Below are 16,305 nucleotides of genomic sequence, written 5' to 3'. Positions count from 1 at the left end.
CCGCCTGACCGGCCACGGCAGGTCCGGTGCCCGGGCGGCGGCCGGACGCCCGGTAGTCGGGACGCCCGGTGAGCGGGACCCGGTAGGCCGGACGCCCGGTGGGCCCGACGCCCGGTGGGCCCGGCGCCCGTCACGTAGCGCCTCGGCCGTTCACGGCCTGAAGACCGGTACCGCCTCACGTCCCTCCTCCTGCCGGAACGTGACCCGTAGTTCCATCCCGATCGCGAGCGCGCTCTCCTCGCACTCCACGATCTCCGTCATCATGCGCGGCCCCTCCGCCAGGTCGACGACGGCGGCCACGTACGGCACGCGGGCACCGAACGGGGGCAGGTCGTTGCGGTGGACGACGGACCAGGTGTACAGCGTGGCCCGGCCACTCGCCCGGACCCAGGCGCAGTCGGTGGAATCGCTCCAGCAGTACGGGCAGAACTCGCGGGGATAGTGGTGCGTCCGGTCGCAGGCACGGCAGTGGCGCAGCAGCAGGTGGCCCTCGGCGGCGGCGTCCCAGTAGGGGCGGGTGAACGCGTCGGGTTCGGGGAGGTCGTAGCGGGGCGGCGTGGGGGCGGGGGGCGTCGGCGTCGGAGCGGGCCCCGAGGCAGGCCTCGCGGGCGTCACAGGAAGAGTCCGAACGCGTCGTCGAGGGACCAGGTCTGCCAGGACATGGCGAACAGGGCGACGAGCGAGACGAGCGCCATCATCGCGTTCTGCCCCTGCTCGGCCCAGTCGTGGATCATCAGCACCAGGTAGAGCAGGTTGAGCAGGAGCCCGGCGACGAGGGCGACCGGGGTCAGGAAGCCGGTCACCAGACCGAGGCCCAGGGCGAGTTCCGCGTACACGACGACGTACGCCATGGGTTTCGGGCGCGGCGCGACGACCTTCTCGAAGCCGGTCCGGACCACCGGCCAGCGGTGTTTGCCCGCGACGTCCGCCGCCCACGCGATGCCGGTGCCGCGTTCGAACCAGCCCTTCTTGTCCTTGTGGCGCCAGCTCTCCAGCCACCACAGGCCGAGGCCTATGCGGAGGACGGCGAGCCACTGTGCGCCGTCGAGCCAGATCGTTCGCATGGGGCCCTCCCGTTCACGTAATCTGACGGTACGTCAGTTCACCTGATGGCGGCGGACTGCGCAAGAGGCGCGCACCCGTGATCAATTCGCAATCGATTCCGGTCTTGACCGAGACCCATCAAGGAGTCGCGCGATTACGCTCCGAAGCATGTCCGACAGCACACCTACCGCCGGTGGCGGCGCCCCGGCCGCCCCCACCGACATCACCGAGGACCGCCCCGTCTACGTCATCGGCGGCGGTCCGGGCGGCCTCGCCGCTGCCGCGGCCCTGCGCGAGCAGGGGGTGCGGGCCGTCGTCCTGGAGAAGTCCGGGGACGTCGGGGCCTCCTGGCGCCGCCACTACGACCGGCTGCATCTGCACACCACCCGGCGCTGGTCCGCCCTCCCCGGGCTGCCCATGCCCCGCAGGTTCGGCCGCTGGGTCTCCCGCGACGACGTCGTGCGCTACCTGGAGAAGTACGTCGAGCACCACGGCCTCGAAGTGGTGACGGGCGTCGAGGTCTCCCGCGTCGACCGCGCGGCGGACGGCACCGGATGGCGGCTCACCGCGACCGGCGGTCGCGAGCTGACGGGCCGCGCCGTCGTCGTGGCCACGGGCTTCAACCACACCCCGCGGATCCCCGACTGGTCCGGGCGCGACTCCTTCACGGGCGAGCTGGTGCACGCCGCCGACTACCGCAACCCGGCCCCGTACGCGGGCAAGGACGTCCTCGTCGTGGGCGTCGGCAACACGGGCGCGGAGATCGCCGTCGACCTGGTGGAGGGCGGGGCGTCCCGCGTACGGCTCGCGGTGCGCACCGTTCCGCACATCGTGCGCCGCTCCACGGCGGGCTGGCCCGCGCAGGCGACGGGCATCCTGGTGCGCCGGCTGCCGGTCGCCCTCGTCGACCGGGCCGGCGGGCTGATGGCCCGCGTCGCGGTGCCGGACCTCGCCGGACACGGGCTGCCCCGGCCGGACACGGGCCTCTACTCCCGCGTCAAGGACGGGGCCATCCCGGTTCAGGACGTGGGGCTGATCGACGCGGTGAAGGGCGGCCGGGTGGTGCCGGTGGCGGCCGTCGAGTCGTTCGACAAGGACGCGGTGGTGCTGGCGGACGGGGACCGGATCACCCCGGACGCGGTGATCGTCGCGACCGGCTATCTGCGGGCCCTGGAGCCACTGGTCGGGCATCTCGGGGTGCTGGACGCCCGCGGCCGGCCGGTGGCGCACGGCGGCCGGACCCCGAAGCAGGCGCCCGGCCTGTACTTCACCGGGTTCACCAACCCGATCAGCGGCATGTTCCGCGAAATGGCGCTAGACGCCCGGAAGATCGCCAAGCGGGTGGCCAGGACGCCCGCACCCCGCCCGGGGGCCTGACCCACCAGGCGCCGTGTCGGGGGCCTGGCCCACCAGGCGCCGTGTCGGGGGCCTGGCCCACCAGGCGCCGTGTCAGGGGCCTGGCCCACCAGGCCCCCCGCCCGGAAGCGGAGGCCGCCGCCTGGCGGGAACGGACGTCGTCCATATCACGGTGGACCATCCCGGTCACAGCACTGGCCCCGCCCAGCCCGTAGAGCGTGAGCGCACCGACGAGGGGGCCGCGGGCGCGGCTCCGCCCGTCCGGGCGCGTCACCGAGGAGGCCCTCGCCGCACCCGGACGCCCGCGGGGCACCGGCGAGGTTGAGAGCGGTGGCCCGGGGAAGATCCCGGACCACCGCTCTCAAGCTTTCTCTGCACACCCATTCCTGACGGGCCGTCAGTTCAGTAACCTGACAGTGCGTCAGCTTTGTGCCCGGGCACCACGCGTGCCGACGGACTTTCGAGCAGGAGTGGGCGGAACGATGCTTGGATCGACTCACGGCACCCTCACCACCGACTTCCGCGCAAGGGTGGTGGCCTGCGGCGAGGAACCGCATGCCGCCGTCCACAGCATGGCGGCCGCCGCCGCGGAGGGCGACCTCGACGTCAGCGGCCGCCCGCTGCACGCGACCGTGCCGGACCTGGACCGTTTCTTCCGGCCGGAGTCCGTCGCCGTCATCGGCGCGTCCGACACCGGGGGACGGCCCAACACCGGAATCACCCGTCAGCTGATCGCCTGGGCCGAGCGGGTCGGGGCGCGGCTGTATCCCGTGCACCCCACGCGCGAGACCGTCTTCGGACGGACCTGCGCCCCCTCGGTGGCCGATCTGCCGGAACAGGTGGACCTGGCGGTGCTGCTGGTCGGCGACCCGCTACCGGTCATCGAGGAACTCGCCCAGGCCAAGGTGAAGTTCGCCGTCGCCTTCGCCTCCGGCTTCGCCGAGACCGGTGCGGAGGGCGCCGCCGCGCAGGCCCGGCTGGCCGCCGCCGTGGAACGGTCGGGACTGCGGCTGCTCGGTCCGAACACCAACCTCAACGCCTTCGAGGAGTTCCGCGAGGACCTGGACGGACCGGCGATCGCGCTGATCACCCAGTCAGGCCACCAGGGACGCCCCGTCTACACGCTCCAGGAACTGGGCGTGCGCCTCTCGCACTGGGCCCCCACGGGCAACGAGGCCGATCTGGAGACCTCCGACTTCATCGCGTACTTCTCGCAGCGCCCCGAGGTCGGGGCCATCGCCTGCTATGTCGAGGGGCTCAAGGACGGACGCTCCTTCCTGCTGGCCGCGGACCGGGCGGCACGGGCGGGTGTTCCGGTGGTGGCGGTCAAGGTGGGACGTACGGAGACGGGGGCCCGGATGGCCGCGTCACACACCGGCAAGCTGACCGGCGCCGACCAGGTCGTCGACGCGGCGATGCGGCAGTTCGGCGTGATCCGGGTGGACGGCCTCGACGAACTCCAGGACACCGCGGCCCTCCTGGCCCGGGCCCGCAAGCCGCTCGCCGACGGCGTCGTGGTGTATTCGATCTCGGGCGGCACGGGCGCGCACTTCTCGGACCTGGCGACCGGGGCAGGACTCTCGCTCCCGGTACTGTCCGAGGAGAAGCAGGCCGAACTGCACACCTGGATACCCGGCTACCTGAACGTGGCGAACCCGGTCGACAACGGCGGCCACCCGGTCGGCGACTGGCGCGGCCGGAAGATCATCGACGCGATCCTCGCCGACCCGGACGTGGGGGTCCTGATCTGTCCGATCACCGGCCCCTTCCCCCCGATGAGCGACAGACTCGCGCAGGACCTCGTCGACGCGGCGGAGACCACGGACAAGCTGGTGTGCGTGGTGTGGGGGTCGCCGGTCGGCACCGAGGACGCCTACCGCACGACGCTGCTCGGCTCGTCCCGCGTCGCCACGTTCCGTACGTTCGGCAACTGCATCACCGCGGTGAAGGCCTATCTGGACCACCACCGCTTCGCCGCGTCCTACCGCTCCCCGTTCGACGAGGCGCCGCGCACGCCGTCCCCCTCCTTCCGCAAGGCGCAGGCACTGATGCGCCCCGGCCACCAGCTGAGCGAGCACGCGGCGAAGCAGCTGTTGCGCGCGTACGGAATCCGGGTGCCCCGCGAGCAGTTGGTGACCAGCGCCGCGGCGGCCGTCCGGGCCGCCGGCCTCGTCGGCTACCCCGTCGTCATGAAGGCGTCCGGCGCGCAGCTGGCGCACAAGACGGAACTGGGCCTGGTCAAGGTCGGCCTCACCTCCGCCAGCCAGGTGCGCGACGCCTATCGCGAACTCACCGACATCGCACGCTACGAGGGCGTCGAGCTGGACGGCATCCTGGTCTGCCAGATGGTCGAGCGCGGCGTCGAGATGATGGTCGGCGTCACGCAGGACGCCCTGTTCGGACCGACGGTGACGGTCGGCCTCGGAGGCGTACTCGTCGAGGTGCTGCACGACGCGGCGGTGCGGGTGCCGCCGTTCGGCGAGGACCAGGCGCGCGCGATGCTCGGCGAACTGCGCGGCCGGGCCCTGCTGGAAGGAGTGCGGGGCGGCCCGCCCGTGGATGTGGACGCCCTCGTGGAAGTGGTCCTGCGGGTGCAGCGGATGGCCCTGGAACTCGGCGACGACCTCAGCGAACTCGACATCAACCCGCTGATGGTGCTGGGCCGCGGACAGGGCGCGGTGGCCCTGGACGCGCTGGCCGTCTGCCGCTGACCCGACGCCCCGACGCCGCGCCCGCCGTCGAGCCCGCCACCCGCCCAGGAGCTGCCTCATGCCGTCCTCCCCCGAAGACACCACCGACCACGCCGACCCGTCCGGATCGCCTGAATCATTGATACTCCACACCACTGACAACGGCGTCTCCTGGATCACGCTCAACCGCCCCGAGGCGATGAACGCCGTCACCTGGGACCAGCGCGAACGCATCATCGCCCTGCTCGCCGAGGCCTCCGCGGACCCCGCCGTCCGGGCCGTCGTCCTCACCGCCACCGGCCGCGGCTTCTGCGCGGGCGCCGACCTGCGCGGCGCCCCGGCCACCGGAGACCGGGTGGCCGGCGATGTGGCCCGTACGATCCGGCTCGGCGCGCAGCGGCTGATCTCCGCGGTCCTGGACTGCGAGAAGCCGGTCCTCGCGGCCGTCAACGGCACGGCGGCGGGCATCGGCGCGCATCTCGCGTTCGCCTGCGACCTGGTGCTCGCGGCCGAATCGGCGAAGTTCATCGAGGTGTTCGTACGCCGCGGACTCGTACCGGACGGCGGCGGCGCCTACCTGCTGCCACGCCTCATCGGCCCGCACCGCGCCAAGGAGCTGATGTTCTTCGGCGACTCGCTCCCGGCCCGGGACGCGGAACGCCTGGGCCTCGTCAACCGGATCGTTCCGGACGAGGAGCTGACGGCGACGGCGCGGGCGTGGGCCCAGCGGCTGGCCGAGGGGCCGACCCGCGCGATCGCCCTCACCAAGCAGCTGGTCAACGCGTCGCTGGACGCGGACCGGGCCACGGCGTTCACCGCCGAGGCCATGGCCCAGGAGATCAACATGACGACGCGGGACGCCAACGAGGGCGTGGCGAGTTTCGTGGAGCGTCGGGTGCCGAAGTACCGGGGAGTCTGAGAGCTGTCCTGGAGGGCCGCCCTTGCGGGGCCTCCCGTAACCGGGCCCGCGTGCCCGGCGCGTGGAGTCGTCGGGCCCGGCACGTGGAGTCGGCGGACCCGGCGCGTGGAGGCGGCGGACCTGACAGGTCGCGGGGGCGGCCCGCGTCGTGCTGCCGGGCCGCCCGTCGGCAGGACTGCGAGCGGCGGGCGGCCCGGTCGGAGGTGTCGGGCCGTGATCAGGGAACGAGCAGGACCGTCGTGCCGGACAGCCGCCCGGCACCGGCGTCGTCGTGCGCCGCGCACTCGAAGGACACTGAGCGCGGCCCCTCGCGGTGAGTCCTCCATCGGCTCCGTGAGGCCGGCGGCCTCGTCACCGGAGCGTACGAAGCCGCTGCCGCGCCCTCCGCGCGCCGCCGGCACCCATGACTTTCGGCAGTGCCGCCCCGGCCTCCGGATGCGTACGGTCGACGGGGTGGAGAGAGCGACGATCAGTGGCACAACAGCCGGGCGGGCCACCACCCGCGGGAACCTGCTCGCCCCGGCGCATCTGCCGGCCGTGGCCGCCGCGGCCTGTGTCGCGCTGAGCACGGTGAGTCTGTGGTGGGCGCTGCCCGCCGCCGTGACGGCGTTCCTCGCCGGCCGGGAGCCGGGGAGGACCGGGCCGACCCTCTTGGTCCTCGTCGCGGTCGTGGCCGGTGGAGTGGCGGCGGTGGCCCTGGTGCCCTCCTGGCTGCTCATGGCAGGGCGGTTCGTGGCGGTGGTCGTGGTGGCCGCGATGGTGCCGTGGTTTGCCGGCCGGTTCTGGCGTCAGTACCAGGAGCTCGTCCGGGCGGGCTGGGAGCGGGCGGGGCGGCTGGAACGCGAACAGCGGCTCGTCGCGGAGCAGGCCCGGTCCCGCGAACGGGCCCGTATCGCACAGGACATGCACGATCTCCTCGGACACGATCTCAGCCTCATCGCCCTGTCCGCGGGCGCCCTCAAGCTCGCCCCCGGCCTGGCCGAGGCGCACCGTGCAGCGGCCGGGGAGATCAGGGCCCGGGCGGCCGCCTCGGTGGAGCGGCTCGGCGAGGTGATCGGCCTGCTGCGCGAGGAGGCGGACACCCCGGCGGACGACGGGCCGCCCGGCACCGGCATTCCCCGGCTGGTCGCGGACGCCACCGCCGCCGGCCTTCCGGTCACCCTTCACGTCGAGGGTGACGCCCACGCGATGCCCCCGCCGGCCGCGCGAGCAGCCCACCGCGTCGTCCAGGAGGCCCTGACCAACGCGGCCAAACACGCGCCGCGGGCCCGGGTGGAGGTCCGGGTGACCCACACGGAGGAGACGACGACGGTCCAGGTCGAGAACGCCCCGGCACCCGTACCGGCGACCGCCCCGGACGTCCCCGGCACCGGGCTGGGGCTGATCGGGCTGGACGAACGCGTGCGGCTGGCGGGCGGCACCTTCGCCCACGGTCCGTACGAAGGGGGCTTCGCGGTCACCGCGCGGCTCCCGCACACTCCCCCCGACCGCCTCGGCCGCCTCCCGGTCGACTGCCTCCCGCCCGGCCGTCTCCCGGCCGCCGCGCCCCCGTTCGCCCCGGAGGCCCTGCCCCCGGAACACCGTCACGCCCGCAGCAGGGCCCGCCGCGCCCTGGCCCTCACCGTCGTCCTGCCCCTGGTGGCGTGGGCGACGCTGAGTGCCGCGCTCATGGCCTGGGACATCCGCTCGGCCCGGCAGTCCGTTCTGGACCCGGGCGACTACGCCCGGCTGCGGGTGGGCCAGGACCGGGCCGCCGTCACACGTCTGCTGCCCGAACGCGAGACCACGCAGCGGTCCGTGGCCGGGGAGCCGAAGGGGCCGGGCATCACGTGTGCGTACTACGCGATGACGGCCGACCGCTTCGACGACCGGTCCGGGGACGCGTACCGGCTCTGTTTCCGGAACGGCCGGCTCACGTCCAAGGAGGCACTCGCCCCATGACCTCCGGCCCCACGACGTCACCCCTGCGCCTCACAGAAGCACTCGCCACTCCCGCGCCTCACAGAACGACCCACCACGACGCCCGCGCCTCGAAGGAGGAGACGTATCTCCCTCGCCGCCGCCCCTGTCCCACGAAGGAAGACACATGATCCGGGTCCTCATCGCCGACGACGAGCCGATGATCCGCGCGGGGGTGCGTGCCGTGCTGTCCACCGATCCGGGCATCGACGTCGTCGCAGAGGCCTCGGACGGACACGACGCGGTGGCGCAGGTGCACCGCCATCGCCCCGACGTCGCCGTGCTCGACATCCGGATGCCGGGGACCAACGGCATCGAGGCGGCCGCCGAGATCCGGCGCACCGTCCCGGGGACGGGCATCGTGATGCTGACGACGTTCGGCGAGGACGAGTACATCCTCCAGGCCCTCGGAGGCGGCGCCGCCGGATTCCTGATCAAGTCGGGCGAGCCCGAGGAACTGATCGCGGGTGTCCGCGCGGTGGCCGACGGAGCCGCCTATCTGTCACCGAAGGTCGCGGCCCGGGTCGTCGCCCACCTCTCGGCGACCGGTGCGGGGGCCCTGGCAGGCCGCCGCAACGCCGCCCGGGAACGGGTCCGTACGCTCACCGCCCGGGAACGGGACGTGCTCTCCTTTCTCGGCGGCGGGCTGTCCAACGGGCAGATCGCGCGGCGGCTCCACCTCGTCGAGGGAACGGTCAAAGCTCACGTGAGCTCCATCCTGGCCCGGCTGGGCGTGGACAACCGGGCCGCCGCCGCGGTCGTCGCCCACGAGGCCGGGGTCGCCGCCCCCGCGGAACCGCCGGCCGAGCGCTGACGCCGCCGCCCCGGCAAGCGGGAGGAACGCGAGCAGCGCCGCCGCGGCCACCGACCCGCCGAGTACCGCGCCGGCCAGCACATCGTGCGGATAGTGCGCCCCCGCCAGGACCCGCGCCAGCGCCGTCGCCGCCGCCAACGGCAGGGTGACGGCCGCCAGTCGCGGCCTCAGCAGGGCCAGGCCGGCCCCGAGTCCGGCCGCGAGGGTGGCGTGATTGCTCGGGAAGGACCAGTCGCCGGGCGGCGGGCACTCGGCGACCGATGCCGCGCCACGGAGCAGGACCCGGCAGGGGCGCTCCTCGTCGACCACGAGTTTCACGGCCTCACTGATCGCGTAGGCGACTACGGTGCCGATCCCGGTGAGCACCGCCCCGGCGCAGACCCGTGGGTCCGCCCGGCGCACGGCACACCACCAGACCCACACCAGCAGCAGCCCAAGGACCACGAGCGTCCCGTCGCCGGCCGCCTCGAACAGCGGTCCCGCCCAGGAGGGCGCATCGGCCACCGCCCCGGTCAGCGAGCGGTACGCCGACGCCGAAGCGCCCTCCGTCACCTCCACGGGCTGCGTGGCCCCCAGGCCTCCCGGGGCGAGGCCCACGACGGTGGCCGTCCCCGCGCCCAGGACCGCGCAGGCGAGCAGGGGCCGTGCGCTGCGGGTCCTGCTTCCGGATTCTCTTCTCATGGGGCCCGAACCTAGGAGCGACGACGGCGGAACTCCCGGGCCGAACGTCAGGGGTCACCCCTGACGAAGGTCGGGGGTCGCCCGCCCTTCCCATCTGACGCATCGTCAGCTCTAATCGGAGGATGATGGGTCACGCAGGCATGGCCGCAACCGCAGTCCGCTACCTCAGGTCCGTCGGCGCTCCGACGGCCACCGGTCCGCAGCGGGTCGATCCACTGCCCCGCCCGGCCCTGCGGGCGGTCGCCGACGACGAGCGGCTGCCGCTCGACCGGGGCGAGTTCCGCCGCGTGCTGGGTCACTTCGCGAGTGGCGTCACGGTCGTCACGGCACATGACCCGGCCGACCCGGACGGTCCGGCCGGCTTCGCGTGCCAGTCGTTCGCCTCGCTCTCGCTGGACCCGCCGCTGGTCACGTTCATGGTCGCCCGTACGTCGACCACCTGGCCGCGCATCGCCCGCGCCGGGGCCTTCTGCGTCAACATCCTGGGCGCGGACCAGAGCGCGCTCTGCCGGGGCTTCGCGGTCAGCGGGGCCGACAAGTTCGCCGGGGTGGCGCACTCCCCCGCCCCCGCGACCGGTTCACCGCTGCTGGACTCCGTACCGGCCTGGGTCGACTGCCGCATCCAGGCCGTCCACACCGGCGGTGACCATCTGATCGTGGTGGGCCGGGTGGAGGCGCTGGGGGCCTCGGAGGAGGACGGGCCCGGACCGCTGCTGTTCCACCGGGGCGCGTTCGGACGCTTCGGCGGCTGAGCGGCTCACCCCGCCACGACGCCCGCCGCCACCCCCTTCGGCCCCTCCGTCCCCTTCACCCGGCGGATCATCAGCGCCATCAGCGCCGCCATCGCGCACAGCGCCCCCGCCGCGTACCAGACCACGTCGTACGAGCCGAAGTGCTCGCGCGCCACCCCGCCCAGGAACGCCACCAGCGCCGCACCCACCTGGTGGGAGGCGAGGACCCAGCCGAAGACGATCGCGCTGTCCTCGCCGTACTGCTCCCGGCACAGGGCCAGCGTCGGCGGGACGGTGGCGACCCAGTCGAGTCCGTAGAACACGATGAAGAAGACCATCGGCGGCTCCACGGTGGCCTGCATCAGGAGCGGCAGGAACAGCAGCGAGACCCCCCGCAGCGCGTAGTAGACGGCGAGCAGCCGGCGGGCGTCGAAGCGGTCGGTGAGCCAGCCCGAGAAGATCGTGCCGATGATGTCGAAGACGCCGATGACGGCGAGCAGCGAGGCCGCCGCGGTGATGGGCATGTGGTGGTCGTGCGCCGAGGGCACGAAGTGGGTGCGGATGAGGCCGTTGGTCGAGGCGCCGCAGATCGCGAAGGACCCGGCCAGCAGCCAGAACGGTCCGGTGCGGGCCGCGTCGGCCAGGACGCGTACGGTCCGCAGCGCCGCCCCGCGCGCGGGCGCGGGCTTGGCCACGTACTCCCCGCCGTACGGGGCGAGGCCCACGTCGGCCGGGTGGTCGCGCATCAGGAGCCAGACGAACGGGACGACGACCAGGGCGGCCAGGGCGACCGTCACCGAGGCGGGCTGCCAGCCGTGCCGGTCGACGATCCAGGCGCAGAGGGGCAGGAAGACGAGCTGCCCCGAGGCGCCGGCCGCGGTGAGGACGCCGGTGACCAGACCTCGGCGGGCGACGAACCAGCGGTGGGTGACCGTCGCGGAGAAGGACATCGCCATCGCGCCGCTGCCGAGGCCGACGAGCAGCCCCCAGTAGATCATCAGCTGCCAGGAGGCGGTCATCCAGACGCTGGCCAGCGCACCGGCGGCAACCGCGCTGAGAGCGACGACCACGACCCGGCGGATGCCGAACCGGTCCATCAGCGCCGCGGCGAACGGGGCGGTGAGCCCGTACAGCGCCATGTCGAGGGAGACGGCCAGGCCGATCTCCCCGCGCGACCAGCGGAACTCCTCGTGGAGAGGGTCGATGAGCAGCCCTGGCAGGGCGTTGAACGCGGCACCGCCGATGATCGTCACGAAGGTGACGGCGGCGACGATCCAGGCACGGTGGACGCGTCGGCGCCGGGGCGCCTCGTGGCCGGTCCGCGGGCTGTCGTCGCGGGCGGCGGCTTCGGTTGTCTGGGTCACGCCGCCCAGCATCCGGCTCCCGCACCCTCTCCCACGAGTGGCCCGAAGGGCATGGTTCGCAGGGATCGGGCCACGGCCCTCCGGTCCGACCCGCCGCCCGGCCCGACCCGCCGGTCCGCATGCGCGTACGATCTGCGTCGATCGGCGGCCGGGCACCGCGCGCACGGTGCGCGGGTACGCGTCCGCGCCGCTTCGTCCACGTACCCGGGGGATCTCATGCAGTGGGTCGAACGTCAGCACTTCCACCACAGGTCCGCGCTGATGCAGGGCTGGGGCGCGTTTCTCCTGCTCGTCGCCTGCGTGTTGTGGGTGTGGCTGGGCTTCCTGCTGTGGGATCAGGACGACTCGTTGTACTGCTTCCGGGCGTCGTCGATCTGCGAACTGGACAGCACCATGCCCAAGCAGCTGATCCTCCTGGCTCTCTCCGCGCCCCTCTCGGTGGCCGGCTCGGCGCTGCTCGTCGCGGGCAGTGCGCGTCGGCAGACCAGCGCGCACGTGCTCCGTGTCATCGAGATGCAGCAGTCGGAGGAGCGGGCGCGCGCCAAGTAGCCGCTCCGTGCACGGCCCAGGCGGCCGCCGCCCCCACCGCGTACCAGAACAGGTCGGGGGCGTTGAACGTCGAGCCGAGCACCAGCCGTGCCACCGCGCTGTGTTCGGACAGTGCGGCAGGCACTCCGGTGAGCTGGGACAGCTCGACGGCCCAGCTGATGCCCAGCCCGGCACCGGCCACGGGGAGCGGACGGGCCCGGGGTGCGCACAGCGCGACGAGGGCGCAGATCAGGACGGTGTAGAGCGCGTCACCCGCGTACTTGGCGACAGCGCCGTCCGTCACGGTACGCACGCCGAGCCCGGCCACCACGGTCAGCACGGCCGCCGCCGCCGCGACGGCTCGGGCCCGGTGGGTACTTCCTCCGCGGGCCGTCACCCGATCCGCTCCAGCCGCCGGATCGGCCGGGCCGCCAGCAGCACGCCGACCGCCAGCATGTTGATCACCGCCCCGGCCAGCAGCACCTCCGGTGCGCCCACCCGGTCCGCGACCGGTCCGGCCAGGGCGCGGCCCGCCGCCAGCATGAGCAGCGAGCCGGCCACGTCGTAGGCGTGCAGCCGGTTCAACGCCTCCGGCGGCACGTGCGTCTGGACGGTCGTCGACCACATCACCAGCCAGAACGCGAAGGCCGAGCCCGCCACGAACTGCCCCGCCCCCAGCGCGAACACGGGCAGCCCGAGCCCCAGCGCAACGAGGTTCACACAGACCCCGGTCAGGGCAACGGCGCCCGCCGCCAGCGGCCGGCGCGGCCGCAGCCGCAGGGCCAGCAGGCCGCCGACGACGCTGCCGGCACCGTTCACCGCCATCATCGCGCCGTACGTCCCCGAGCCATGGGCCTCGGTGACCTCGACGGCGGTGAGCGGGAGCATCGGGCCGAGCACGGTGAACCCGTACACCGTCCAGATCGCGATCACTCCCCACAGCCAGCTGCGCGCCCTGAACTCTCGCCAGCCGTCGACGAGTTCGGCGACGAACGTGCCGCGCGGCGTGTCGTCCGACGGGGCGGGCGCGAGCCTCAGCAGGAAGAGACAGATACCGGAGACCAGGAACGTCGACGCGTTCGCCGCGTAGACCGCCCCGGCGCTCGCCAGCCCGACGAGCATGCCCGCGAACGCCGGGCCCGCCATGGTCATCAGGGCCTCGGAGACCCGCAGCACCGCATTGCCGCGCTGCACGTCCGAGGCCACGCGCGGCACGGTCGAGGCGACGCCCGGCTGGAAGAGCGCCGCCCCCACGCCGGCCACCGCGCTCAGCGCGTACACCGCCCACAAGGGCGGGTTGCCGGTGGCGAACGAGACCGCGAGCACGGAGGCGCCGACCAGCCGCAGCGTATCGGCGATGATCATCATCCGGCGTGGGGTGAAGCGGTCCGCCAGGACGCCGCCGAAGAGGACGAACACGGCCAGTGGCCCCATCCAGGCCGCCAGCGCGTACCCCACGGAGGAGTGCGGCCGCCCGGCCCCCAGCAGTCCCGCGGTGAGGGCCACCGGGATCATTCCGTCACCGAAGAGCGCGGCGGTCCGGGCGACGAAGAAGAGCCGGAAGTTCCGGTTCCAGAGCGGGTCCGGCGCCACGGGCAAAGGCGACAAGGGAGGCGAATCGCGCAGTGCGGCTGCGTGGTGCACGGCGGGAATGCCCGCGAGGTCTACTGACTTTTCCTTCACACCGATGACATGTATCAGCTTATGGTCTATACCAGCTAGTGCCGAAGGGAGTCCGTACCGTGCCGCACCGGGTCGTCGTTCTCGCCCTCGATGGGCTTCTCCCCTTCGAACTGGGCATCCCCCAAAGGATCTTCGGGCGCTCGCTCGGCTCCGAGCCGCTCAACCGGGGCCGAAAACTCTATGAAGTCGTGACCTGTTCGGTCCGCCCGCCCGGCCCGGTCAGCACCGACGCGGACTTCACGATCACCGTCGAGAACGGCCCGGAGACCCTCGCCACGGCCGACACCGTGGTCATCCCCGCCAGTTACGAACTCGGCCCCGTCTACGCCGAGGGCCGGCTGACCGACGAGCTCGCCGCCGCGTTCGCGTACGTCAGGCCGGGCACCCGGATGGTCTCCATCTGCACCGGCAGCTACGTCCTCGCGGCGGCGGGATACCTCGACGGGCGCCCGGCCACCACCCACTGGTCCTCCGCCGACCACTTCCAGCAGCTGTTCCCCGCCGTCCGGGTCGACCCCGACGTCCTGTTCATCGACGACGGCGACGTCCTGACGTCCGCCGGAGTGGCCGCCGGCATCGATCTCTGCCTGCACATAGTGCGCCGCGACCACGGCTCCGCCGTCGCCAACGACGTCGCCCGGCGCACGGTCGTACCGCCGCACCGCGACGGCGGCCAGGCGCAGTACATCCAGCGCCCGGTCCCCGACACCGGAGCCTCGGCCACGACCACCGCCCGCGCCTGGGCGCTCGGGCGGCTGGAGTCGCCGATCCTGCTGCGCGACATGGCGCAGCAGGAGTCGATGAGCGTACGGACGTTCACCCGCCGGTTCCGCGAGGAGGCCGGGATCAGCCCGGTGCAGTGGCTCACCCGGCAGCGGGTGGAACGGGCCCGCCATCTGCTGGAGTCCACCGACCTGTCGATCGACCGGATCGCCCGGGAGGCCGGCTTCGGCACGCCCACCTCGCTGCGGCAGCATCTGCAGGCGGCCCTGGGGGTGTCGCCGACGGTGTACCGGCGGACGTTCCGGTCGGCGGCGGGTGCCCCGCGCCCCTGAAGCCCCTGAGGACCGGACCGGGCCGGGCCGGGCTCCCCGAGCCCGAAGTTTCTCCTTCCGGTCCGGCCCCGCACCCCTGAAGGCCTTTCGGATCGGGCCCGGGAGCCTGGAAGCCGGGCGTATCGGTCCCGGCCCCGCGCGCCCGGCCCGATGCGAACAGAAGGCCCTAGAAGACCAGCACCCCCCGGGCCACCCGCCCGTGGTGCGCGTCGTCCGCCGCCTTGGCGAAGTCCTCCACCGGGTAGGTCTCGGTGACGAGTTCGTCCAGCAGCAGCCGGCCCTCCCGGTACAGCTCCGCGTACAGCGCGATGTCCCGCTGCGGGCGTGAGGAGCCGTAGCGGCAGCCCAGGATGGACTTGTCCAGGTACATCGACGAAACGAGGAACGACGCCTCGGCCGTCGCCGCCGGTACCCCCAGCAGGATCGCCTGGCCGTGCCGGTCCAGCAGATCGATCGCGGTACGGATCAGCTCGGTGCGGCCCACGCACTCGAAGGCGTGGTCGGCGCCGTGCGGCAGGATCTCCTTGACCCCCTCGGCCGAGGTGAGGAAGTGCGTGGCGCCGAACTGCCGGGCCACCGCCTCCTTGCCGGGGTTGGAGTCGACCGCGACGATCGTCAGCGCGCCGGCGATGCGCGCGCCCTGGATCACGTTGAGCCCGATGCCGCCGGTGCCGATCACGACGACGCTCTCGCCGCGGTCGACCTTGGCCCGGTTCAGTACGGCTCCGACCCCGGTCAGCACCCCGCAGCCGATCAGGGCGGCCGAGGTCAGGGGCAGGTCGGCGGGGATCTTCACCGCCTGCACGGCCTTGACCAGGGTCCGTTCGGCGAAGGCCGAGTTGGACGCGAACTGGTAGAGCGGCTTCCCACCGCGCGAGAACGGCTGCCCCGGCATCCCGATCGCCTTGCGGCACATCGTGGGCCGGCCCCGGTCGCACTGCGCGCACGCGCCGCAGCTGGCCAGCGTGGACAGGGACACGTGGTCGCCCGGCGCGACGTGGTTCACGCCCGCGCCGACCGCCTCCACCACGCCCGCGCCCTCGTGCCCGAGCACCACGGGCGACGGGAAGGGGATCGTCCCGTCGATCACCGACAGATCGCTGTGGCAGAGCCCTGCCGCGGCCACCGCCACCAGCACCTCGCCGGGGCCGGGGTCGCGTATCTCCAGGTCGTCGACGACCTCGGTCCTCGTGCCGTCGAAAACGACGCCTCTCATCTCGGCTCCCTCGGTAGGCCGAGCGCGCGCTGCGCTCGGCGGTGGTGTTCCGTTGGCCCGGGGCCCTGTCGCACCCACTCGCCCTTCCAGGGCCGTGGCCCACATCCAGGCCATCCGCCCATGTGAGGCCGGGCCCCACATCCAGGCCATCCGCCCAAGTGGGGCCAGGGCCCACATCCAGGCCATCCGCCCATGTGAGGCCGGGCCCCACATCCAGGCCATCCGCCCAAGTGGGGCCAGGGCCCACATCCAGGCCATCCGCCCA

General features: G+C 73.3%; 14 protein-coding genes and 1 pseudogene. 8 read left to right on the top strand and 7 right to left on the bottom strand.

Annotated features, from left to right (window positions below):
- Positions 1-150 precede the first annotated feature (150 nt).
- Both ACGFZA_RS00235 and ACGFZA_RS00230 read right to left on the bottom strand, forming a co-directional pair.
- Complete coding sequence (locus tag ACGFZA_RS00235; protein WP_393676167.1) at positions 151-615, bottom strand: Zn-ribbon domain-containing OB-fold protein; 465 nt, start codon at positions 613-615, stop codon at positions 151-153.
- Entirely contained in the window at positions 612-1,064 is a 453-nt protein-coding gene (locus ACGFZA_RS00230; RefSeq protein WP_385275163.1) for a DoxX family protein, read from the bottom strand. Before ACGFZA_RS00230 ends, ACGFZA_RS00235 begins: the two co-directional genes overlap by 4 nt.
- A gap of 148 nt (positions 1,065-1,212) precedes the next feature.
- Here ACGFZA_RS00230 and ACGFZA_RS00225 point away from each other — a divergent pair, with 148 nt between their 5' ends.
- From ACGFZA_RS00225 to ACGFZA_RS00205, 5 genes are all read left to right on the top strand, one after another.
- On the top strand, positions 1,213-2,421 hold the full coding sequence (locus ACGFZA_RS00225) for a flavin-containing monooxygenase (protein ID WP_393676164.1): 1,209 nt from the start codon (positions 1,213-1,215) through the stop codon (positions 2,419-2,421).
- A gap of 461 nt (positions 2,422-2,882) precedes the next feature.
- Complete coding sequence (locus ACGFZA_RS00220) at positions 2,883-5,111, top strand: acetate--CoA ligase family protein (RefSeq protein ID WP_393676162.1); 2,229 nt, start codon at positions 2,883-2,885, stop codon at positions 5,109-5,111.
- A 58-nt stretch (positions 5,112-5,169) separates the two neighbouring features.
- Positions 5,170-6,009 (top strand): enoyl-CoA hydratase/isomerase family protein, encoded by an 840-nt coding sequence (locus tag ACGFZA_RS00215; RefSeq protein WP_385275172.1) that lies wholly within the window; start codon positions 5,170-5,172, stop codon positions 6,007-6,009.
- 453 nt (positions 6,010-6,462) lie between these two features.
- A complete protein-coding gene (locus ACGFZA_RS00210) occupies positions 6,463-7,950 on the top strand; it encodes a sensor histidine kinase (RefSeq protein WP_393676159.1) in 1,488 nt (495 codons plus the stop codon).
- A 145-nt stretch (positions 7,951-8,095) separates the two neighbouring features.
- Positions 8,096-8,782 carry a response regulator gene (locus ACGFZA_RS00205; RefSeq protein ID WP_393676157.1) on the top strand — a complete coding sequence of 229 codons (687 nt, stop codon included), beginning with the start codon at positions 8,096-8,098 and terminating at the stop codon, positions 8,780-8,782.
- A 42-nt stretch (positions 8,783-8,824) separates the two neighbouring features.
- Here ACGFZA_RS00205 and ACGFZA_RS00200 read toward each other — a convergent pair.
- Positions 8,825-9,463, bottom strand: a pseudogene (locus tag ACGFZA_RS00200) (phosphatase PAP2 family protein); the annotation flags it as partial.
- Between the two features lie 140 nt (positions 9,464-9,603).
- Between ACGFZA_RS00200 and ACGFZA_RS00195 the strand changes: the two are divergent.
- A complete protein-coding gene (locus ACGFZA_RS00195; RefSeq protein ID WP_393676155.1) occupies positions 9,604-10,215 on the top strand; it encodes a flavin reductase family protein in 612 nt (203 codons plus the stop codon).
- Between the two features lie 5 nt (positions 10,216-10,220).
- Here the strand turns inward: ACGFZA_RS00195 and ACGFZA_RS00190 are convergent, their stop codons facing one another.
- The gene (locus ACGFZA_RS00190) at positions 10,221-11,558 is read right to left on the bottom strand and encodes an MFS transporter (protein WP_385275184.1); all 1,338 of its coding nucleotides are present in this window, start codon (positions 11,556-11,558) and stop codon (positions 10,221-10,223) included.
- Positions 11,559-11,774: 216 nt separating this feature from the next.
- Between ACGFZA_RS00190 and ACGFZA_RS00185 the strand changes: the two genes are divergently transcribed.
- Positions 11,775-12,107 (top strand): hypothetical protein, encoded by a 333-nt coding sequence (locus ACGFZA_RS00185; RefSeq protein ID WP_385275187.1) that lies wholly within the window; start codon positions 11,775-11,777, stop codon positions 12,105-12,107.
- Here ACGFZA_RS00185 and ACGFZA_RS00180 read toward each other — a convergent pair.
- A complete protein-coding gene (locus ACGFZA_RS00180) occupies positions 12,064-12,483 on the bottom strand; it encodes a DUF2809 domain-containing protein (RefSeq protein WP_393676152.1) in 420 nt (139 codons plus the stop codon). The two genes, ACGFZA_RS00185 and ACGFZA_RS00180, sit on opposite strands and share 44 nt — an antisense overlap.
- A complete protein-coding gene (locus ACGFZA_RS00175) occupies positions 12,480-13,685 on the bottom strand; it encodes an MFS transporter (protein WP_385275193.1) in 1,206 nt (401 codons plus the stop codon). Before ACGFZA_RS00175 ends, ACGFZA_RS00180 begins: the two co-directional genes overlap by 4 nt.
- 143 nt (positions 13,686-13,828) lie before the next feature.
- Between ACGFZA_RS00175 and ACGFZA_RS00170 the strand changes: the two genes are divergently transcribed.
- Positions 13,829-14,824, top strand: a complete 996-nt coding sequence (locus tag ACGFZA_RS00170) for a GlxA family transcriptional regulator (protein WP_385275196.1) — start codon at positions 13,829-13,831, stop codon at positions 14,822-14,824.
- Positions 14,825-14,990: 166 nt separating this feature from the next.
- Here ACGFZA_RS00170 and ACGFZA_RS00165 read toward each other — a convergent pair whose 3' ends face one another.
- Complete coding sequence (locus ACGFZA_RS00165; protein WP_385275199.1) at positions 14,991-16,040, bottom strand: Zn-dependent alcohol dehydrogenase; 1,050 nt, start codon at positions 16,038-16,040, stop codon at positions 14,991-14,993.
- Positions 16,041-16,305: the final 265 nt, after the last annotated feature.

The organism is Streptomyces sp. NPDC048211, assembly GCF_043202315.1.
Lineage (GTDB): Bacteria > Actinomycetota > Actinomycetes > Streptomycetales > Streptomycetaceae > Streptomyces.
The sequence above is the reverse complement of the archived record's forward strand: the minus strand, read 5'-3'. Positions and strand labels throughout refer to the sequence as shown.